Genomic DNA, 19,508 nt, shown 5'->3' with positions numbered 1-19,508 from the left:
CTGCCGGGGCGGGGGATAGCCGTATGCCCGGGATGCAGTGCTCGCCGCCCCGAAAATGGTGTATCCGCAGGGTGCGCGGCCAGAGCTTCGAGCCCGCCGCGCCAAGATCCCAGTTCCCGGAGGAAATCGACATGTCGGCCTTGCCGCTTTCAGGCATCAAGATCCTTGACCTCACCCGCGTGCTTGCCGGGCCCCTGTCGGCTCAGATGCTGGGCGATCTGGGCGCGGAGGTCATCAAGATCGAGCGGCCGGGCACCGGCGACGACGCGCGCGCCTTCGGCCCGCCTTACCTGACCGATCCGGAAGGGAAGGCGAACAACAACAATTCGTTCTACCTGTGCGCCAACCGCAACAAGAAGTCGGTCACGGTCAACATCGCCAAGCCCGAGGGGCAGGCCATCATCCGCGAGCTCGCCAAGGATGTCGACGTCTTCATGGAGAACTACAAGGTCGGCGATCTCAAGCGCTACGGCCTCGACTATGAATCGATCAAGGCGATCAACCCCGGCATCATCTATTGCTCGGTGACCGGCTTCGGCCAGACCGGCCCCTACGCGCCGCGCGCCGGCTATGACGCGATCCTGCAGGCGATGGGCGGACTGATGAGTGTCACCGGCCATATCGACGGCGAGCCGGGCGAGGGCCCGATGAAGGTCGGCCCTTCGATCGTCGACTACATGACCGGCATGAACTCCTCGATCGGGATTCTCTCGGCGCTCTACCATCGCGACGCCAATGACGGGGAGGGACAGCACATCGACGTCTGCCTGTTCGACACCGTCATCGCCTCGCTGTCGCACTGGCTGCAGATCTATCTCGTCAACGGCAAGACGCCGCCGCGCCGCGGCACCTGGGGCAATGGCGGCATGCCGGCCGGCGTATTCCGCTGCACCGACGGCGAGCTGATGCTGGTGGTCGGCAATGACGGCCAGTTTCAGCGCACCTGTGCCGTGCTCGGCGAGCCCGGGCTCGCGAACGATCCACGCTTCGTCAAGAACAACGACCGCGTCGTGCACGGCAAGGAGATCATGGCGATCTTCGCCGGCCTGTTCCTGAAGCAGCCGGTGGCCTACTGGCTCGAAAAGCTGGAGGAGGCCGGCGTGCCCTCGGGCCCGATCAACAATTTCGAGCAGGTGTTCTCCGATCCCCATGTGCAGTCGCGCGGCATGCGGGTGAAGGTCGATCATCCCTTCGAGCCCGAGCTGTCGCTGGTCCGCAACGCACTCACCTTGTCGGAAACCCCGATCAAGGACTACCGCGCGCCGCCGCTGCTGGGCGAGCACACAAAGGAGGTGCTCGGCGGCCAGCTCGGCTATGATGCCGGCAAGATCGAACAGCTGAAGCAGCAGGGCATCATCTAGCTGGACGTCGCGGCGAGGCTTGCGGCGGCACCAAGACAAGTCGGGGACGGCATGACCAAGACCATCATCACCTGCGCCATCACCGGTAACCTCACAAAGCCCGAGCAGTCGCCGCATCTGCCGATCACCCCCGAGCAGATCGCCACATCCGCCCTGGAAGCGGCCGAGGCTGGCGCGGCGATCGCCCACATCCATGTGCGCGATCCCGCGACCGGGCGGCCGTCGATGGCGATCGAACTCTATCGCGACGTGATGGATCGCATTCGCGCCCGCAACAAGAGCCTCGTCATCAATCTCACGACTGGTCCCGGCGGCCGCTTCGTGCCCTCGCTCGAGGATCCCCGTATCGCCGGTCCCGGCACCACGCTGCTTGTCCCGGAAAAGCGCGTCGAGCATATCGAGCTCCTGAAGCCCGACATCTGCACGCTCGATCTCAACACCATGAATTCCGGCGGCGAGGTCGTGATCAACACACCGCGCAACGTCCGCGTCATGGCGGAGCGGATGAAGGTGGCCGGGGTGCTGCCGGAGATCGAGCTGTTCGATTCCGGCGATTGTCATCTCGCGCGCGATCTGTTCGCCGACGGCACGCTGACGGGGCCGGGTCTGTTCTCCCTCGTGCTCGGGGTGAAATACGGCTTCTCCGCAACGCCGGAGACGATGTTCTACGCCCGCAGCCTGTTGCCGGCGGGCGCGATCTGGTCCGGCTTCGGGATCGGCCGCGCCGAGTTTCCGATGGTTGCGCAGGCCTATTTGCTCGGCGGTCACGTCCGCGTCGGCATGGAGGACAATCTCTATATGTCGAAGGGCGTGCTGGCGAAGACCAACGCCGAGCTGGTCGCGCATGCCGCCGGCATCCTGAAGAGCCTGGGCGCTAGCGTTGCGACCGCGGCAGATGCGCGCGGGCTGCTCGGGCTGGCGTGACGACGGCCGGAGCACGCCGCTAGGCTGCATTTCGCCGCGGACAATCGTGACGGCATCGCCCGGTTTCCGCTTGCCCGAAACTCAACTTGAAGTTTATCATCTCCTCCATTGCTCTACTTTTTTTTCAGGCATGGAGGCCGATATGAGTGCTCCTCTTTTCAGAGACGATGTTCTTTTCTATCAGCGCGTGCTTTCGGTGGGTGGATTTTACGGCGGCGCGCTGGACGGCCGCTGGACCGCGGCGGTCGAAGCAGCCGATGAGGCGTTCGCGGCAGAATTCAGCAGCATCGCCACCGAGCTCGGCGCATTCGACTCCCGTTCCGAAGGAAACATCCGGACGCTGGTGCCGCAGACCCAGCGCGCGGCGCGGGGCTTCCTGGCGCGGGCGAAGCAACTGACGGGCTTCGACGTCAAGATCATCTCGGGCACGCGCACCTATGCCGAGCAGGAGCTGCTCTACAGGAAGGGCCGCGGAAGTCCCGGCCCCATCGTCACCAATGCGAAAGGCGGACAAAGCAACCATAATTTCGCGATTGCGTGGGACGTCGGCATCTTCAAGAATGGCCGCTATCTCACCGGAGACACCGCCAGCGAAGCGAAGACTTACAAGAAGCTGGCGGAATTGGCGCGCGACGGCGACCTCGAATGGGGCGGCGACTGGACCAGCTTCCGTGACATGCCGCACTACCAGCTTCGTCTCGGGCTGACGCTCGGCCAGGTGAGGGGTCTGTTCGAGAGTGGCAAGCCTTACACGGATCACAACCTCGAAGCTTTCGAACTCGCGGTACCGCCGAGGCCAGTCAGGGCCACCAAGGCGAAGAAAGCCAAGGCCAAGAAGGCCAAAACGACCAAGGCTAAAAAAACCAAGTCTAAAAAGACCAAAGTCAAGAAAGCCAAGGCCAAGAAGACCAGGCGCGCCGCGCCAAAGCGAAGGGCAAAGCGCGGCTAGCCGGCACGTGCCGCAGCGTGCGATACCCGGCGTTGCGTGAAGCTTGCGCGCAATCCCAGATAATCACGATCCGTAGTCGCACAGGCTTCCGTTCCGCGCGAGACTCTGTTTCGATCTCTCCACTTGAGTTCGGGAGGGAAGTGAATGTCCTACACGATCGGGTTCCAAGCGAAGGACCAGACGGCCGTTCTGGCGACCGAGGCGGCGACCGCCAATCAGGCCGTCGCCATCGTTGCCGCGCTGCGGCAAAGTGCCGATGAGATCAAGTTCATCCGTTCGCCCCAGGAAGGCGACATGGGCATCGAGATGCTGCTGCTGCTGGCCAAGGAAGAGGCCGAGGAGATGCCGCAGCGGGTGTAGCCCGCAGAGCTGATCCGGAAAAACGTGAAGCGGTCTTCCGGACGGAGTCATGCTCTCACGACGACCACACTTCGCTCGGAAACGAAGCATGCTGGCTACAAAATGATGTAGCCCAGGCATCGTTTCCGCTCGAAAGGTGGCCACCATGACACGCGAAGTGCTCCGCGTCGAACCGATCTCGACCTTCCTCGACCGCGCGAAGGCGCCGGTCTCGCCGGTGACGCGCGCCGGCAATATGATCTTCGTCGCCGGCCTGCCGCCGTTCGACCCCGAGACGGGCGAGATCGCCTCCGTGCCGATCGAGCGGCAGAGCGAGCTCGTCATGGAGCAGATGAAGCTGTGCCTGCAGACCGCCGGCGCCTCGCTCGACAACGTCATGAAGTGCAACGTCTACTGCACGTCGGCCAAACATTTCGCGGCCTTCAACGCGGTCTATGCGCGCTATTTTCCGCGCGATCCGCCGGCGCGGATCTTCGTCTGCACGCCGGAATGGTTCGGCCCTTTCGATGTCGAGATCGACTGCATCGCGATGATGTGAGGCGCTAACGCGCAGCAACCTTTGACGGCGATCTTGCCTCCGTCCGTCCCGCGGTCAACGCCATCGTCGCCACGCTGACGACGCGCGCGACCACGTCCTCGACGTCGTTTAGATCGCATTTGCCTTCCGACAGCTTGGTCAGCCGCTCGCTCTCGCGGATGGTGTGATGCGCCATGGCCAGTGCGAAGTTCAGGCCCCAGTAGATCTCGACGTCGCTGCGCTCGGGCAGGGATCTGCGCATCGCGCCGGCGAATTTCCGCAAATGGTCGATCTCGCGGTTCTTGATGCGGCGGATCGGCGGCACGGATTCGATCGAGGCGCGGATCATGAAGCGTGCCGCGGTCGAACGCTGGTTCTCGGGGCCAAGGCAGCCGCGCAGTGTCGGCCCCACCAGCGCGCGCAAAATCACCTCGATCGGCGCGCGGCCGCCGCCTTGCTCTTCCGCCGCTTTCAGCTCGCGCAGACGTTCGCGGTTGGTCGCGATCGAGCGGGTGACGAATAATTCCGCGATCAGCTCGTCCTTCGAGCCGAAATGATAGTTCACCGCCGCGAGGTTCACGTTCGCCTCGGCGACGATGTCGCGCAGCGTGACGTCGCCGAATCCGCGGTCGGCATAGAGTCGTTCGGCGGCGGCGAGGATGGCGGACCTTGTATGATCGCTGGGCATGGGCGCTCTCCCTGAGGGAGTTGCAATTCAAACACTTGTATGAAACTATCGTTTGAAGGCCGGAGAAAGTCAATCCGCATGATGGAATTGCGCCGCATCAAAGCGGCCCGGGTTCCATCCGGTATCTGCAAGCAGCTGGAATGGCGCTTGCGAGCCGCGCGAGGCGGGAGGACAGTCCGGCGCAAAACAGGCTTTCAAAACGAGACCGAGGAGCGTCCCATGGATTTCGATCTGTCCCCGAAGCAGAAGGAATGGCTCGACCGCGTGCAGTCCTTCATGACCAAGCACGTGCGTCCGGCGGTGCCGATCTATAACGAGCAGGACAAGAGCGGCGACCGCTGGAAGGTGATCCCGGTCCTCGAAGACCTCAAGAAGAAGGCGAGGGCCGAAGGCCTCTGGAACATGTTCATGCCGCCGAGCGAGCATGAGGATGACGAATTCCGCGGTGCGGGATTGACCAATCTGGAATACGCGCTGCTGTCGGAGCAGATGGGCCACATCTCCTGGGCTTCGGAAGTGTTCAACTGCTCCGCGCCCGACACCGGCAACATGGAAGTGTTCATCCGCTACGGCTCCAAGGAGCAGAAGCGCAAATGGCTGCGCCCGCTGATGGACGGCGAGATCCGCTCGGCCTTCCTGATGACGGAGCCGGCGGTTGCTTCGTCCGATGCCACCAACATCGAGACCCGCATCGAGAAGGACGGCGATCACTACGTCATCAACGGCCGCAAATGGTGGTCGTCGGGCGTCGGCGATCCCCGCTGCAAGATCGCGATCCTGATGGGCAAGACCGACTTCAACGCGGCCAAGCACCAGCAGCAGTCGCAGATCCTGGTTCCGCTCGACACACCCGGCATCAAGGTCGAGAAGATGCTTCCCGTGTTCGGCTTCGACGACGCGCCGCACGGCCACGCCCAGGTGCTGCTCGAGAACGTGCGTGTGCCCAAGGAGAACATCCTGCTCGGCGAGGGCCGCGGCTTCGAGATCGCGCAGGGCCGCCTCGGTCCCGGCCGTATTCACCACTGCATGCGCACCATCGGCAAGGCCGAGGAGGCACTGGAGAAGATGGTGAAGCGCCTGATGTCGCGCACCGCCTTCGGCAAGAAGATCGTCGAGCACTCCGTGTGGGAGCAGCGCATCGGCGAGGCCCGCACCAACATCGAGATGACGCGTCTGCTGTGCCTCAAGGCCGCCGACATGATGGACAAGGTCGGCAACAAGACCGCGCAGGCCGAAATCGCCATGATCAAGGTCGCAGCCCCCAACATGGCGCTGAAGATCATCGACGAGGCGATCCAGGCGTTCGGCGGCGCAGGCGTGTCGGACGAGGCGGGTCTTGCCAAGGATTATGCCGGCATCCGCACGCTGCGGCTCGCCGACGGTCCGGACGAGGTGCATAATCGCGCCATTGCCAGGCTGGAAGTTCGGAAGTATGCCAACTCCCCAAGCACTAGTAGCGTTTTCAAGCGAAGTGGACACCGGTTCGCGCTAGAAAACGCGTCAAGACGAGAATCCGGAGATTCCGTTCCGATTTATCGGAACGGAATCTTTGGGCGGGAGAGGCGGGAAGCGCTCCCGACTTGAAGAAACGACAGGGCATGGTCCCATTCGGAATGACCGCTTGACGCAAGTGCGTCAGCGGTTACCGATTAGGATCATGCTCGGCCTGAAAAGGTCGGAACTGAAGAGGGAGCGTCACCGTGGCTGACGGCGTCAGGAAAGACGAAGAGTTCTCGGGCACCAAGCCGGTCGAGGAGCGGCATCGCTTCGACGAGCTGCGGCTCGAGGCCTGGATGCGCGAGAACGTCGAAGGCTATGAGGGCCCGCTGGTCGTCCTCCAGTTCAAGGGCGGCCAGTCCAACCCGACCTATCGGCTGAACACGCCGAACCGCTCCTACGTGATGCGTCGCAAGCCGTTCGGCAAGTTGCTGCCGTCCGCGCACGCCGTCGATCGTGAATATCGCGTCATCGCGGCCCTCGGAAAACAGGGCTTTCCGGTCGCACGTGCCTACGCGCTGTGCCAGGACGACGGCGTCATCGGCGCGGCCTTCTACATCATGTCAATGGAGGAGGGCCGGGTGTTCTGGGATCCGGCGCTGCCGAGCCAGGATAACGACGCGCGCCGCAAGATCTTCACCAGCAAGATCGAGACGCTGGCCAAGCTCCACATGTACGATCCCACGGCGATCGGCCTTGGCGACTTCGGCAAGCCAGGGAATTACTTCGCACGCCAGATCGACCGCTGGACCAAGCAGTACCGGGCGTCCGAGACCCAGCACATTCCGGAGTTCGAGAAGGTCGCCGAATGGCTGCCCAAGACCGTGCCGGAGCAGGCGCGCGTCTCGATCGTCCACGGCGACTACCGCCTCGACAACATGATTTTCCACGCGACGGAACCGCGCGTGCAGGCCGTGCTGGACTGGGAGCTGTCGACGCTCGGCGATCCCATGGCCGACTTCACCTATCTGCTGATGCAGTGGATCATGCCGGGCCTCCATGGTGTCGACCTGAAGGCGCTCAACATCCCGAGCCTGGACGAGGCCGCGCAGATCTATTGCAACGTCACTAAGATGACCGTGCCGGATCTGAACTGGTATTTCGCGTACAATCTGTTCCGCCTCGCCGGCATCACGCAAGGAATCGCCGGCCGCGTCCGCGACGGCACCGCCGCCAACGCCAAAGCGCTCGAATCCGCCAAGCGCACCGTGCCGCTGTCGAAGGCGTCATGGGAGTACGCGCAGAAGGCGGGCGCGGTGTAAGGGACGAAAAAGGCGCGGCTGATGGCCGCGCTTTTTTGTTTTGTGTCGTCGCGCATCCTTGCGCCGCTCTCGTGTCCCGGACGCGGCGCAGCACGAAGTGCTGCTCCGCAGAGCCGGGACCCAGTCACGTCGCTAACGTATTCAGCCCATCCGTCAGATCACGCCAATTCGGGTTGAGTTCTTCGATCAGTTTGAGCTTCCACGCGCGCCGCCATCGCTTCAACGTATGCTCGCGTGATCGCGCTTCGAGCACCGACTCGAAGGTTTCGAAATAGACCAGCAGGTTTACGTCGTATTGCCGCGTGAAGCCGGGGATGGGCTTGGCCTTGTGCTCGCTCACTCGGCGGACAAGGTCGTTCGTCACTCCGATGTAGAGGGTGCCGTTTCGTTTGCTCGCAAGGATGTAGACGAAGAAGGGCATAACCATGCAACCAGTGCCGATGACCGCGCACTCTAGAGTTGCGTGTTTCGATGCCATCGCCAAGTGCCCTGGGTCCCGGCTCTGCAGTGCGGTACTGCGCACCGCACTGCGTCCGGGAGACGAGAACCTTCGTGTCCCGGACGCGCTGCAGCGTGCAACGCTGCTGCGCAGAGCCGGGACCCAATCAAGCGCGAGACACGATCACCCCTTCGCACAGTGCGCGATCAGCCTCTCCACGAACCCCGCGCATTTCTCCAGCTCCGCCATCTCCACGAACTCGTCCGGCGTATGCGCCTGCGCGATCGATCCGGGGCCGATCACCACCGAGGGGATGTCGGCCATACTGGCAAACAAACTCGCCTCGGTGCCGAAGGCGACCTTGGCGTGGTCGTTGCGGCCCGCAAGGCTCTTGGCCAGCGTGACGATCGCGGCATCGGCTGCGGTGTCGAGCGCGGGATAGTCGAGGATCTCCTCAAAATCGATGCCGCAATCGGGATGCCGCGCCTTCATCGCCGGCTCGATCTCGGCCTTGGCCCAGGCGACGATCGCATCCGTCACCTCGCGGGACTCGGTGATGCCGATGCCGCGGCATTCGAAATCCACCGTGCAGGTGTCGGGCACGATGTTCAGCGCCGCGCCGCCATGCACGATGCTGGTGAGCAGCGTCGAATGCGGCACATCGTAGAGGCTGTTGCGCTCGGCCTGGCTTGCCAGCTTCACGGCGCGGCGGCGGATCTCGACGATCAGCTCGGCGGCATATTCGATCGCGTTGACGCCGTCGGGCGCGATCGAGGAGTGGCGGGCGAGGCCATGGAACGTCGCGCGCACACCGTGCTTGCCCTTGTGGCCGATGATGACTTTCATCTCGGTCGGCTCGCCGATGAAGGCGCCGAGCGGCATGACTTTCTTCTTCGCGACCTCGCGCAGCATCGGCCGCACGCCGACGCAGCCGATCTCCTCGTCATAGGAGATGGCGAGATGAATGGGCGTTGCCAGCGTCGCCTCCAGCATCTCCGGCACCATGGCGAGGCACACCGCGACAAATCCCTTCATGTCGGTGGTGCCGCGGCCGTAGAGCTTGCCGTCGCGCTCGATCAGCTTGAACGGGTCGTGGCTCCAGTCTTGGCCGACGACGGGCACGACGTCGGTATGACCCGACAGCACGAAGCCCGGCCGATCCTCCGGCCCGATCGTGACCCAAAGCGAAGCCTTCTGTCCGGTTTCGTCGACGATGCGCTCGCCCTTGATGCCGAGGAAGGCGAGATAGCTCTCGATGTGAGCGATCAGGGGCAGGTTGGTGCGATCGCTGATGGTGTCGAAGCCGACGAGCTCGGCGAGAAGGTGGCGGATGCGATCGGGTCGGGAACTCGGGAAGATCGGGTTGGGCATTGTCATTTCTTGTCGGGGGAGAGGGAGGCTGAGGTTGCCTGCACGAACCATACCAACGTCGTGCGCTGATGGGCAAATCAACACAGTGCCGTAGTCCGGATGGACCGCAGCGAAATCCGGGGCCGCTGTGTCCGCGGATGCGATCCCGGATTACGCTATGCTCCATCCGGGCTACAAGACTTGGCGTTGCCCGTCGGGCAAAACACGCGAGCCGCGGGTCAATGCACACTGTCGAAAATATTCCACTTTACCGAAATTCGGAATTGGCGGATAGTGCGCGCACTCCGGCCCAAGGAAGAGGGGCGTATCGCGATCGTCACGAACGCGGGCCGGGACAGCGGTGGACGTCAGTCACATCGGCGCGAAGAGCTTCGCAGGGCGGGAAACCGTGAGCGAAAGCGTCGCGCATACGACCGGTGTGATCGGCGTACGGCCAAATCGTGTCGTCCTGGCGCCCGGGGTCTGTGCGCCAAGTCTTGCGGTGATGTGGCGGCCCAACCGGGCGCGCGCATCAGTCATCCGTAACGGCGACGGGGGCAATAGTGCATCGCTCCCCGGGGAGAGCACGACATACGCCGTTCCAACCACTGCGCAGGGAAGGCCGGATGTTTGGCTTCACCTGTATGCCGCTGTGCAGATTCTCGTTGCCACCTTTCGCACAGTGGACCGTGGGTGCCCGGCCGGCACCCGGTCTTCCCTGCGCCCTCTTTCAATCGAGGGTAAGACGACGAAGCAAAACTCGGGCGAAACAAGCCGCGAGGATGAGCAGCCATGTTTATCGTTGAACAACAATCTAGTGCCCCGGACGCTGCGCAGCACGAAGTGATGCGCTGCAGAGCCGGGGCCCATGCAGCAGCGAGTGCGCGGCTTCCTGGGTCCCGGCTCTGCGCCGCAACGCTTGCGCGCTGCGTCGCGTCCGGGACACGAGGGAGGTGGATGCGCCGCTACACCCGTCATTGCGAGCGCAGCGAAACCAGCCTCCGGCTCTCGTGCCCCGGACGCAGCGCAGCGTCTCTTCGACGGTGCGCAGCAGAGCCGGGGCCCATGCAGCGGCGAGTGCCGTGGCTTCCTCGGTCCCGGCTCTGCGCAGCAACGCTTGCGCGTTGCAGCGCGTCCGGGACACGAGACCTGAGTTAAACCGGCTTGCCCGTATACGGCATCGACGCGGTGAGACCACCGTCGACAGGAAAGGCCTGGCCGTTCACATACGAGGCTTCGTCGCTGGCCAAAAACAGTCCCATCGCCGCGAGCTCGTGCGGCTGGCCGGGGCGCTTGAGCGGGTTGAGCTGGCCGATCTTGTCCTGGGTGCCGCGCTCCTTGGCACGGTCGAAGATCGGCTTGGTCATGCCGGTCTCGATCAGGCCCGGGCACACTGCGTTGATGCGCACGCCGGTGCCGGTGAGCGAATAGGCCGTGGTCTGCACGAGGCTAATCACGCCGGCCTTGCTCGCGGCATAGGGATGTCCGCTGGCTCCGGCCTTGAGCCCTGCGACGGACGCGGTGAGCACGATCGCGCCGGACTGCTGCTTGACCATGTGCGGCATCGCGTATTTCACGGCGAGGAACGGCCCGATCAGATTGACGCGCAAGATCTCCTGCCAGTGCTCGACGGTCTGCTCGGCGAGCGGAACGAGCCCGCCGGAGACGCCGGCATTGGCCCAGATCACGTCGAGCCGGCCATGCGTCTTCACCGCCTTGTCGATGACGGCGACGACGTCGCTCTCGGAGCCCGCGTCCGCCACCATGGCTTCCGCGACACCCCCGGCCTTCTTCACCTCGTCGACGGTCTCTTTCACCGCCTCGGTGCGATCGACTGCGATCAGCTTTGCGCCTTCCCGGGTGAACAGAAGTGCGGCGGCGCGGCCGATGCCGCTGCCGGCGCCGGTGATGATGACGGATTTGCCTTGCAGGCGGCCCATGCGCTTCTCCCTTTGGCTCGTGCGCGGCCCTTGCCGTGCGACGGAATTTCAAACAAGATTTCAAACGGTAAAGTGTCTTGAGACACGTTCGCTACTGACGTACAGCGACATCAAACGGGATGGAAGGGTTTCGATGGCAGGCGCAGACAAGCCAAAGGTGGTCGTCACACGGTGGTGGTGGGTCCGGCACGCCCCGGTGCGCAACGACGGCGGCAACATCTACGGACAGTCCGATATCGCCTGCGACACCAGCGATAGCTACGTGTTCAACGCTGTTGCCAAGGTGCTGCCACGCAAGGCGGTCTGGTATTCGAGCAATCTGATGCGCACGCACCAGACGGCGGAAGCGATCTGGGCGGCAGGCTATCCGAAGCCTGCATCGATGACATGGGAAGCGGATCTCGCCGAGCAGAATCTCGGCCGCTGGCAGGGCATGAACCGCGCGCAGTTCATCGCGAGCCGCCCGGTCGGCTCGAGCTGGTTTGCCGATATCAACGAGCCCGCGCCCGGCGGCGAAAGTTTCATGGATCTCTACAACCGTACGCGCCGCACCATCGAGCGGATCATCAATGAGGCGGGCGGGCAGGACATCATCGCGGTCGCGCATGGCGGCACCATCAAGGCAGCGCTCGGGCTCGCGCTCGAAGGCCAGGTGGAGCGAGCGCTATCGTTCGACATCGACAATTGCTCGATCACGAGGCTCGATTATTTCGCAAGCCCCGGGCGTTCGGTCTGGCGTCTGCCGATGGTGAACCAGCAGCCCTGGATCGCGGATGATGCGCACGCGGCGATGCATCAGCCGGCGGGACCGGAAGTCAAGAAGCTCGCGTGAGTGAGCTGTCATCCCGGGATGGTCCGAAGGACCGGACCCGGGATCTCGAGATTCCGGGCTCGATGCTTCGCATCGCCCCGGAATGACATCAAATACGAAGTTCATACTCTGGGAGAGAAACATGACCTTGTTCGACATGAAGGGGAAAGTCGCCGTCATCACCGGCTCGACGCGCGGCATCGGGCTTGCGATCGCCGAGCGCATGGCCGAGCACGGCGCCAAGGTCGTGATCTCCTCGCGCAAGGCCGACGTCTGCGAGCAGGTGGCGAAAGGCATCAACGACAAATTCGGCAAGGGCACCGCGGTCGCGATTGCCGCCAACATCTCGTCGAAGGAGAATCTGCAGAACCTCGTCGACGAGAGCAACCGTGCGTTCGGCAAGATCGACGTGCTGGTCTGCAACGCCGCGTCGAACCCGTATTACGGTCCGCTCGCCGGTATCTCCGACGATCAGTTCAGGAAGATCCTCGACAACAACATCGTCGCCAACAACTGGCTGATCTCGATGGTGGTGCCGCAGATGATCGAGCGCAAGGACGGCTCGGTCATCATCGTCTCCTCGATCGGCGGATTGAAGGGATCGACCATTCTCGGCGCCTACGCGATTTCCAAGGCGGCCGACATGCAGCTCGCGCGCAACCTCGCTTGCGAATACGGCAAGCACAATATCCGCGTGAACTGCATCGCGCCCGGCCTGATCAAGACCGATTTTGCCAAAGCCCTCTGGGACAATCCGGAGAACCTGAAGGCCTCGACCTCGCGCTCGCCGCTCCTGCGCATCGGCATTCCCGACGAGATCGCGGGCGCTGCGGTGTTCCTGGGATCGAAGGCCGGCGACTTCATGACCGGCCAGACCATGGTGATCGACGGCGGCGCAACGATCAGTTGATGGTCTTGTGTCCCGGACGCGGTGCGGCACGCAGTACCGCTCCGCAGAGCCGGGACCCGGAAGGCCAAGAACGAACTCGCGCATGCATGGGCCCCGGCTCTGCGCAGCAACGCCAAGGGCGTTGCAGCGCGTCCGGGGCACGAGACTAATCCACTGCCGCGTTGACCAGATCCCTTACCAGCGTCCGCGTGTAGTCGCGCTGGCCCGGACCCTGGCTCATGAACACTGCGAACAGGTCCTCCTTCGGGTCGATCCAGAAGAACGTGCCCGCAATGCCGCTCCAGAAATACTGGCCGACGCTGCCGGGGAAGGGCGCGATGCCGGCCTCGCGGCGCACGGCAAAGCCCAGCCCGAAGCCGTGGCCGGGCGACAGCAGCGTGCCATTGGTCACGACGTGCGGCTCGAGATGGTCGGACGCCATCAGCTCCAGCGTCTTGCGGCCGATGATCCTGTTGCCGTCGAGCGTGCCGCCATTGCGCAGCATCAGGCAGAAGCGGGCATAGTCCATCGTGGTCGAGACCAGCCCGCCGCCGCCGGATTCCATCACCGGCTGCTCGAGCATGTTGAAGAGCGCGACCTTGTCGCCGGTCCAGGGATCGGCCGCGAACGGTTCGGCGAGGCGGCCGGCATTGGCTTCGGCGGTCGCAAAGCCGGTCTCGGCCATCTGCAGCGGCGCGAGGACGCGCTCGGCGAGGAAGGTGCCGAGCGATTTGCCGCTGACGACCTCGATGATGCGGCCGAGGATGTCGGTGGAGCGGCTGTAGTTGAACTCGTCGCCGGGATGGCACACCAGCGGGAAGCTCGCCACCAGCGCGGCGTGCTCGGCATTGGTGATCTTGCGGCTGCGGACGCGGGACTCCTGATAGAGCTTGTGCACGGGGCCATCGCCCTGGTGCTCATAGGTGAGGCCCGAAGTGTGGCGGAGCAGGTCCTGCACCGTCATGGGCCGCTTCGGCGGAACCAGATCCAGCTTGCCGCCGCTGACCACGCCGACCTTCTGGTCGGCGAATTCCGGAATGAACTTGGCGACCGCGTCGCTGAGGAGCAGGTGGCCGTCCTCGACCAGCGCCATGATGCCGACCGACACGATCGGCTTGGTCATCGAGAACACCCGGAAGATCGAATCACGCGCCATCGGCGTGGCGGCGGAAGGGCTCTGCCGGCCCAGCGCCTCGAACCAGCCGATCTGGCCGCGGCGGGCGACCAGCACCGTGACGCCGGGAACGGTTCCCTTGTCGATGTCGCGCTTGAAGGCGTCCGACATGGCCTGGAGGCGGGGCCGCGACAGCCCGAGCGTCTCGGGGCGGGCTTCCGGCAGGGGCGGGGTCTGCGGGGAGATCGTGCCCTGTGGGGCGGCTGGAGCGGTCGCTGTGGCGGTCATGGGCTCTCCCGGTTGTTTCTTGATTGTCGGTAGCGGACTGTGGCCCAAAAACCCCGGTACAAACAAGCGAAGCCGGCGCGGTTCACCCTTGCAAACCGGCCGTCCCCTGTGCTTGAAAGCGGCCCTGATCCCAAGGCGACGCGGGGTCTGTAGGAGTGTAGCTCAATTGGTAGAGCACCGGTCTCCAAAACCGGGGGTCGCAGGTTCGAGCCCTGCCACTCCTGCCAGCAAAATCAATTACTTAGATCAGCTGCTGACGGGATAGGGACGAGCGTCCCCGTTCCGCGAATCGCAATGCGCCGGGCCGAGCCGCCCAGCCTCAATGCTTGCCGGAACGCTTAGCGTACCAGGGTCCGCTCGGCGTTGGCGGGGACCTTGCTGAGGTCGACATCGCGGATGGGAACGCGGCGGAGCAGCGAGATGATGGTGCTCCCGAGCTCGAAATAGGTCCGCAGCCGAAGTGCGCGGGAAGATCCCTTGAGCTCCGCGTTCAGGCTGACCGGCACCTGAACGTGGGTGAGGCCGAGCTGGAGCAACGAGATCAACGCACAGATCTGATAGCCATAGCCGTCCGCCTTGACCGCGATCTGGCGCAGCCATTTCACGGGGTACACGATCATGCTGTGGTAGTCGGAGAGCCAGAAGCCGAACAGGCAGTTCAGGATCAGCCGCAGCGAATGCGACTGCAGCGAGCGGTTGACCGAGCGGTCCGACTGGTTGTCGCGATAGGTGATGACGAGGTCGGCGGCGCCCGCCGCCTTGAACATCCGGGCAATGCCTTCGTTTTGAAAGGCGTGGTCGCCGGGAATGAGGGTGATGGCGTCGAACTTGGCGCGCGACAGGGCATATTCGAAGCCGGCGCCGACACCCCGCCGTTCGGGATTGTGATGCACGACGATGCGCGGCTCGCCGGCCGCGAATTCGTCCATGATCGCGCCGGTGGCGTCCGTGCTGCCGTCGTCGATCAGGAAGATCTCGAAATCATCGAGCAGCTCGCGCGCAAGCGGGAGCACGCCGCCGATGGTATCGGCGATCTTGTCCTGCTCGTTCAGCGCAGGAATGACGATCGTAAGCCTTTTTGCCGCCCTGGAAGGTGTCATCGCGTGCTGCCGTTGCCGGCTACTCTTGCTGTTGCATCCCCAGTCACAACTCTAGGTGATCCGAGGGGGGAGAACAATACGGGCCACGCAGGTCATCCCCGCAAACGAAACGGAACCGGCGATGTGTGTGTTCTGCGCAACTAATCGGAAAAATCGTAGAGACTGGTATCCGCAATATCGAAGGCGCGGCGCAGTCGTCCGATGCGGATTGCCATGCTCCGGCCTGCCGCGGTCGGAGCAAAGCGGGTGCCAGCCTGCTCGACCAGTCCGCCGTCGACGAGACCCCCGGCACGCCCCTGGAACAGATCTGGAACCTGCTGTTCGACGATGTCCGAAATCCGGACCTTCCGTTCCGGCCGGTCGACGAGGCCGAGCAGAATGTTCAGTGAAACCGATTTGTAGACCGCGCCAAAGCCGAAAACATAGGCCATGACGCAAAATCCGAAAATTGACGCGGCGTCCCAATATTGGAACGTCGGAACGACGAGAATGCCGAGCACCACGCCGAAACCGTGCGCGACGACCGCGGCGATCGCGAGCAGCATCACCGATGAAATCGACCACGCGAAAGTGCGGGCCATCAGCTGCAGGACAGGCGACATCACGGCGAAGGCGGCGACGGCGATCAATCCAATGGCGTAGGACATCGCGCTCCCTACCCAAGGCCGGTCGACAGACGAACCAGCTTGACGACACGGGCGACCGCCACCCCCTTGGATGTCGGTGCCAGCCTGCCGTCGGCCGTCACCACGAGCCCCGAGCCGATCAGCAGTTTCAGGCGATTATGCGCGAAGGAGCCGAGATCGCCGCCCTGCGTGTAGGCCGAAGCCCATTGCTCGATGGTGAGGGGACGTCCGGACTTGACCAGTGCCGTGAGCAACGTCAGCGTAAAGCCCCAAGCCAGCAGGCTGAACAGGATGTAGCAAAACATCATCGCCGTCGCCAACAGGAAGAGGCCGCCGAGCACGTCGTCGAGACGACGTTGACCAGGAAGCACGATGCAGGCGATTGCAAAAAGAGCGACGAGGCTGACGCAGCCGAGCCGAAAGCGGCGGCCGGATCCGCCAGTGGCCGCGATGCGCGCATAGCCCAGCAACAAAAGCGGAAAGGCCATGCTGAGACAGATCGCAACGGCCTGCGCCGGGCCGGGTAGCATGTTCATTGCGGAAAATCGTCCCTGACGCCTCTCGGGCTCAGCCACAGCGGCAGTCTATAGGAGGTCGCATATTTCCGGTCAAGGGAAGCCGGTCATCCCGCTCTTGCAGCGGTCACGCGGCCGTGCGAGTCCTTGCCGGCGATGTCCTTCCTCACCCGTCCGAGCATGTCCCCCTTGTTGCGCGCGATAGCCGTTCTCCTGTTGGTGTTGCTGGCCGCGCATGCACCGATGCTGCTGAACCACGGCCTCTTCATGGACGACTGGCTGGTGCTCAAGCCACGTCCGGATTATTTCATCGACATTGATTTTCTGCTGAACAGCGCCGGCCATCCGATTTTCTACAGTTACGACAGGTTCGCGAACTGGACCGGCGCGCCGGTTGCCGTGATGGTATCGCTGGCGTTTGCCGGAGTTGTCTTGGGCGCGACGTGCCTGGTGCTGACGGCGACGCGGCTCGAACTGCTCGATCGCGCCGAAGCGGTCGGCTTTGCGCTGGTCGTCTGGACCTATCCCGGCTATCAGCTCTGGGCGGGCAAGGCCAACGCGGTCTATGTCTTCAGCTTTGGACTTTCGTTCGTCGGTGCCTGGCTCCTGACGCTCGCCTTCGGCGCCCGCGGTCTGCCTCGCGCGCTGCTTCGCGTGGCCTGCGCGCTGGTGTTCTTGCTGAGCTTCGCGCTCAACTCGACGATCATGCTCTATGCCTTCGTGATGCTCGGCCTCTTCATCGCGATGTGGCGGGGCGCGGACGGTGCGCATGGGTTGGTTCGCCGCACGTGGCTCGCGGCCTGGCGCTCCGCTGTGGGCTATCCGGAATTGGTCGTGCTTCCCCTGGTCTATTGGGGCGCGCTCAACATCTGGTTTAAACGGATCGGCGTGTACGCGCAGCACTACAACGCGCATTTCCCGACGCTCGGTGAATTGGCGAAGGGATGGGGGGCGTTCGTCGTCGCCGGCTACAGGGACGTCCTGGCAAACGCTGCCCGAGCGGCGATCCAGCTCCCGGCGCTCTTCGTCATGGCCACGCTCCTCGTCGGCATTGTCGTGCTGCTGCTGCGTCCCGGTACAGAGCCGACCGCGTCCAGAAGCGGGAGGGCCTTGCCGCTGATCCTCGCCGCCGCCTTGTTCCTCGCCTTGTCGTCGCCCTACGTGATCGCCGGCCTGCGGCCCTATTCCACGCATTTCTACGAGAGTCGCCACCTGCTGATGTTCGGTGTGCCGTCGGCGCTGGCACTGCTTGCATTGAAGCGATACGCCCAACGTTGGGCCGGCTCCGGCGCCGCCTTCGCGGTCGTGTTCGGATTGGGCATGATCGTCTCGATCGGCCTGCTGTGGACCGACTACATCTTCCTGCAGGCGAGAATGCTGAAGCAAGAGGCCCTGACGCGTGACCTTGCCGGCCGAGTCCAGCCTCCGGCGACGGTCTATGCGGTCGATGACGGCTTTCAGAATTACCCGGCACGGTTTGTGCCGTTCGGTCTGGCCGAGGTCACCGGAATGCTGCGCCTCGCCTGGGGCAATCAGCCCTTTTTCGGTTTTACCCTGGTTGCCGAGCGGCCCACCATCCTTCAGGAGATGGAGGAATCGCGGACGGCACCGGGAAGTGCATTCCATCACTTCGATCCTTCGGGGCCGCAGGCGACGATCCTGCTCCAGCCGGGCCCCGGAGCGGCGCCGAACGAGATTTTGGTGCGGAGGTACTATGCGTGCCGGTTTCTTGCGCGCTGTGATGTCGGGGAGTTTCTGGCCCAACTTGCAAAGGTCACGATCAAGGTGGGGCCGATCGCCGGCGTCATACCGCTCGATGACGCAGCGAAGGACGCGACGCCTAGCCGCTAATGCGCCGCTTCCAGACTGCCTCCGCAAGCACGATGTCGGTCACCGAGTCCGCGCCGGAGGCGAGGGGCATCCGTTGTTCGACGATATCGGAGACAAAGGCATCGGCCTGGCGCCGAAAAGCCCAGCTGGTTTCACGCATCAGCCGTCTGGAGAGGCCATTGTGATCGACGATGATCTCCGCCTCTTGTTGGGCAAAGGGAGGCGGCAATTCGATGGTCACCGCGCCGCGCTCGAAATCGATCGTCAGTCCCTCACGCCAGGCACCCTCGGACCCGTTTACGAGCTCGAGCGTGCACGCGATGCCGTCGAAGTCGAGAGTGACACGCGCGGCTCCCGAGATCTCGACGGAGCTTTCGGAAACGATCGGCGACGGTCCCAGCACGTAGCGCGCCAGATTGATGATATGGCTGAAGACGTTCAGAAAATTATCGTAGCCGGGTCGCATCGCGTCCGGCATCCAGTCGGGACCATCCTGCCATAGTTCGAGACCGTCCGGCCGCGCTTCGCCAGTCATGACGAAATTGTCCTGTGCGCGGCCGGTATCGCCGCCAAAGCACCACCCGCGCGCACCGACGATCCGACCGAGCGACTGGTCTGCACGAATGCGCGATAGCTCCACCAGCGCGCGTGCCACGCCGGCGTCGTGACGCTTCATGTAGCCGATGCCGTAAATGACGCCCTTCCGCTGTGCAGCCTCGACCAGCGACTTGGCCTGAACCGTCGTATAGGCCATCGGCTTCTCCGACAGCACGTGCCGTCCACTGTTCAAGGCATCGAGGACGATCGGCCCGGTGGCGCGGCGCTTCGTTACGACGACGACGGCGGATACCGCGCTGTCCGCGAGCAGCTCCCGGTGCGTGCCGTAGATCCGGGGGATGCCGAATTTCCGCGCCGCGGCGGCAGCCAGATCGGGCCGCAAATCGGCGATCGCGACGACGTTGCAGGCGGGATTGGCAGCGAAATTGGCGAGGTGGCACATCTGGCCGACCATGCCCGTTCCGATGATGCCAATGCCTGGCCTCACTGG

18 protein-coding genes, 1 tRNA gene and 1 pseudogene are annotated in these 19,508 nt (G+C 63.8%); 11 read left to right on the top strand and 9 right to left on the bottom strand.

What is annotated here, in order from left to right:
* The first annotated feature begins 131 nt into the window (after positions 1–131).
* From HAP40_RS24080 to HAP40_RS24060, 5 genes are all read left to right on the top strand, one after another.
* A complete protein-coding gene (locus HAP40_RS24080) occupies positions 132–1,361 on the top strand; it encodes a CaiB/BaiF CoA transferase family protein (RefSeq protein WP_166815401.1) in 1,230 nt (409 codons plus the stop codon).
* A 51-nt stretch (positions 1,362–1,412) separates the two neighbouring features.
* Positions 1,413–2,285 carry a 3-keto-5-aminohexanoate cleavage protein gene (locus HAP40_RS24075; protein WP_166815402.1) on the top strand — a complete coding sequence of 291 codons (873 nt, stop codon included), beginning with the start codon at positions 1,413–1,415 and terminating at the stop codon, positions 2,283–2,285.
* Between the two features lie 46 nt (positions 2,286–2,331).
* On the top strand, positions 2,332–3,234 hold the full coding sequence (locus HAP40_RS24070) for a M15 family metallopeptidase (protein WP_208024898.1): 903 nt from the start codon (positions 2,332–2,334) through the stop codon (positions 3,232–3,234).
* A gap of 144 nt (positions 3,235–3,378) precedes the next feature.
* Positions 3,379–3,594, top strand: coding sequence for a hypothetical protein (locus HAP40_RS24065; RefSeq protein WP_166815403.1), 216 nt, complete (start codon positions 3,379–3,381; stop codon positions 3,592–3,594).
* Positions 3,595–3,739: 145 nt separating this feature from the next.
* Complete coding sequence (locus HAP40_RS24060; RefSeq protein ID WP_166815404.1) at positions 3,740–4,132, top strand: RidA family protein; 393 nt, start codon at positions 3,740–3,742, stop codon at positions 4,130–4,132.
* Positions 4,133–4,136: 4 nt separating this feature from the next.
* Here HAP40_RS24060 and HAP40_RS24055 read toward each other — a convergent pair whose 3' ends face one another.
* On the bottom strand, positions 4,137–4,799 hold the full coding sequence (locus HAP40_RS24055) for a TetR/AcrR family transcriptional regulator (protein ID WP_166815405.1): 663 nt from the start codon (positions 4,797–4,799) through the stop codon (positions 4,137–4,139).
* A gap of 219 nt (positions 4,800–5,018) precedes the next feature.
* On the opposite strand from HAP40_RS24055, the pseudogene HAP40_RS24050 reads away from it, so the two are divergent.
* Together HAP40_RS24050 and HAP40_RS24045 are read left to right on the top strand one after the other, a co-directional pair.
* Positions 5,019–6,245, top strand: a pseudogene (locus tag HAP40_RS24050) (acyl-CoA dehydrogenase family protein); the annotation flags it as partial.
* Between the two features lie 254 nt (positions 6,246–6,499).
* The gene (locus HAP40_RS24045; protein ID WP_166815407.1) at positions 6,500–7,558 is read left to right on the top strand and encodes a phosphotransferase family protein; all 1,059 of its coding nucleotides are present in this window, start codon (positions 6,500–6,502) and stop codon (positions 7,556–7,558) included.
* A 124-nt stretch (positions 7,559–7,682) separates the two neighbouring features.
* Here HAP40_RS24045 and HAP40_RS24040 read toward each other — a convergent pair whose 3' ends face one another.
* From HAP40_RS24040 to HAP40_RS24030, 3 genes are all read right to left on the bottom strand, one after another.
* Positions 7,683–7,979: a GIY-YIG nuclease family protein gene (locus HAP40_RS24040; protein ID WP_166815408.1), complete on the bottom strand. Its 297-nt coding sequence runs from the start codon at positions 7,977–7,979 to the stop codon at positions 7,683–7,685.
* Positions 7,980–8,180: 201 nt separating this feature from the next.
* Positions 8,181–9,368 carry an acetylornithine deacetylase gene (gene argE, locus HAP40_RS24035; protein WP_166815409.1) on the bottom strand — a complete coding sequence of 396 codons (1,188 nt, stop codon included), beginning with the start codon at positions 9,366–9,368 and terminating at the stop codon, positions 8,181–8,183.
* Between the two features lie 1,133 nt (positions 9,369–10,501).
* On the bottom strand, positions 10,502–11,287 hold the full coding sequence (locus HAP40_RS24030) for an SDR family NAD(P)-dependent oxidoreductase (RefSeq protein WP_166815410.1): 786 nt from the start codon (positions 11,285–11,287) through the stop codon (positions 10,502–10,504).
* Between the two features lie 133 nt (positions 11,288–11,420).
* Here HAP40_RS24030 and HAP40_RS24025 point away from each other — a divergent pair, with 133 nt between their 5' ends.
* Together HAP40_RS24025 and HAP40_RS24020 are read left to right on the top strand one after the other, a co-directional pair.
* On the top strand, positions 11,421–12,119 hold the full coding sequence (locus HAP40_RS24025) for a histidine phosphatase family protein (RefSeq protein WP_166815411.1): 699 nt from the start codon (positions 11,421–11,423) through the stop codon (positions 12,117–12,119).
* Positions 12,120–12,240: 121 nt separating this feature from the next.
* Entirely contained in the window at positions 12,241–13,008 is a 768-nt protein-coding gene (locus HAP40_RS24020) for an SDR family NAD(P)-dependent oxidoreductase (protein ID WP_166815412.1), read from the top strand.
* 145 nt (positions 13,009–13,153) lie between these two features.
* Here HAP40_RS24020 and HAP40_RS24015 read toward each other — a convergent pair whose 3' ends face one another.
* A complete protein-coding gene (locus HAP40_RS24015) occupies positions 13,154–14,389 on the bottom strand; it encodes a serine hydrolase domain-containing protein (protein ID WP_166815413.1) in 1,236 nt (411 codons plus the stop codon).
* Between the two features lie 151 nt (positions 14,390–14,540).
* Here HAP40_RS24015 and HAP40_RS24010 point away from each other — a divergent pair.
* Positions 14,541–14,616: transfer RNA gene (locus HAP40_RS24010), tRNA-Trp, on the top strand.
* 111 nt (positions 14,617–14,727) lie between these two features.
* Here HAP40_RS24010 and HAP40_RS24005 read toward each other — a convergent pair.
* The 3 genes from HAP40_RS24005 to HAP40_RS23995 form a co-directional block, all read right to left on the bottom strand.
* Entirely contained in the window at positions 14,728–15,489 is a 762-nt protein-coding gene (locus tag HAP40_RS24005; protein WP_166815414.1) for a glycosyltransferase family 2 protein, read from the bottom strand.
* Between the two features lie 140 nt (positions 15,490–15,629).
* On the bottom strand, positions 15,630–16,136 hold the full coding sequence (locus HAP40_RS24000; RefSeq protein ID WP_166815415.1) for a hypothetical protein: 507 nt from the start codon (positions 16,134–16,136) through the stop codon (positions 15,630–15,632).
* Positions 16,137–16,144: 8 nt separating this feature from the next.
* Positions 16,145–16,651, bottom strand: coding sequence for a hypothetical protein (locus tag HAP40_RS23995; protein WP_166815416.1), 507 nt, complete (start codon positions 16,649–16,651; stop codon positions 16,145–16,147).
* A 159-nt stretch (positions 16,652–16,810) separates the two neighbouring features.
* Here HAP40_RS23995 and HAP40_RS23990 point away from each other — a divergent pair, with 159 nt between their 5' ends.
* Positions 16,811–18,481 (top strand): hypothetical protein, encoded by a 1,671-nt coding sequence (locus HAP40_RS23990; RefSeq protein WP_166819387.1) that lies wholly within the window; start codon positions 16,811–16,813, stop codon positions 18,479–18,481.
* Here the strand turns inward: HAP40_RS23990 and HAP40_RS23985 are convergent.
* Positions 18,471–19,505: a Gfo/Idh/MocA family protein gene (locus HAP40_RS23985; protein WP_166815417.1), complete on the bottom strand. Its 1,035-nt coding sequence runs from the start codon at positions 19,503–19,505 to the stop codon at positions 18,471–18,473. The two genes, HAP40_RS23990 and HAP40_RS23985, sit on opposite strands and share 11 nt — an antisense overlap.
* Between the last annotated feature and the right edge of the window lie 3 nt (positions 19,506–19,508).

The sequence above is a fragment of the Bradyrhizobium sp. 1(2017) genome (assembly GCF_011602485.2).
Classification (GTDB): domain Bacteria; phylum Pseudomonadota; class Alphaproteobacteria; order Rhizobiales; family Xanthobacteraceae; genus Bradyrhizobium.
Note: the sequence above shows the minus strand (reverse complement) of the source record. Positions and strands in the feature narration are given on the sequence as shown.

Bases quoted from the DNA above. Each gene is read 5' to 3' on its own strand.
- HAP40_RS24055 (WP_166815405.1), bottom strand. From the start codon at position 4,799: ATGCCCAGCGATCATACAAGGTCCGCCATCCTCGCCGCCGCCGAACGA.
- HAP40_RS23990 (WP_166819387.1), top strand. From the start codon at position 16,811: ATGTCCCCCTTGTTGCGCGCGATAGCCGTTCTCCTGTTGGTGTTGCTG.
- HAP40_RS24065 (WP_166815403.1), top strand. From the start codon at position 3,379: ATGTCCTACACGATCGGGTTCCAAGCGAAGGACCAGACGGCCGTTCTG.
- HAP40_RS24080 (WP_166815401.1), top strand. From the start codon at position 132: ATGTCGGCCTTGCCGCTTTCAGGCATCAAGATCCTTGACCTCACCCGC.
- HAP40_RS24030 (WP_166815410.1), bottom strand. From the start codon at position 11,287: ATGGGCCGCCTGCAAGGCAAATCCGTCATCATCACCGGCGCCGGCAGC.
- HAP40_RS24040 (WP_166815408.1), bottom strand. From the start codon at position 7,979: ATGCCCTTCTTCGTCTACATCCTTGCGAGCAAACGAAACGGCACCCTC.
- HAP40_RS24000 (WP_166815415.1), bottom strand. From the start codon at position 16,136: ATGTCCTACGCCATTGGATTGATCGCCGTCGCCGCCTTCGCCGTGATG.
- HAP40_RS23995 (WP_166815416.1), bottom strand. From the start codon at position 16,651: ATGAACATGCTACCCGGCCCGGCGCAGGCCGTTGCGATCTGTCTCAGC.
- HAP40_RS24060 (WP_166815404.1), top strand. From the start codon at position 3,740: ATGACACGCGAAGTGCTCCGCGTCGAACCGATCTCGACCTTCCTCGAC.
- HAP40_RS24020 (WP_166815412.1), top strand. From the start codon at position 12,241: ATGACCTTGTTCGACATGAAGGGGAAAGTCGCCGTCATCACCGGCTCG.
- HAP40_RS24005 (WP_166815414.1), bottom strand. From the start codon at position 15,489: ATGACACCTTCCAGGGCGGCAAAAAGGCTTACGATCGTCATTCCTGCG.
- argE (WP_166815409.1), bottom strand. From the start codon at position 9,368: ATGCCCAACCCGATCTTCCCGAGTTCCCGACCCGATCGCATCCGCCAC.
- HAP40_RS24025 (WP_166815411.1), top strand. From the start codon at position 11,421: ATGGCAGGCGCAGACAAGCCAAAGGTGGTCGTCACACGGTGGTGGTGG.
- HAP40_RS24015 (WP_166815413.1), bottom strand. From the start codon at position 14,389: ATGACCGCCACAGCGACCGCTCCAGCCGCCCCACAGGGCACGATCTCC.
- HAP40_RS24075 (WP_166815402.1), top strand. From the start codon at position 1,413: ATGACCAAGACCATCATCACCTGCGCCATCACCGGTAACCTCACAAAG.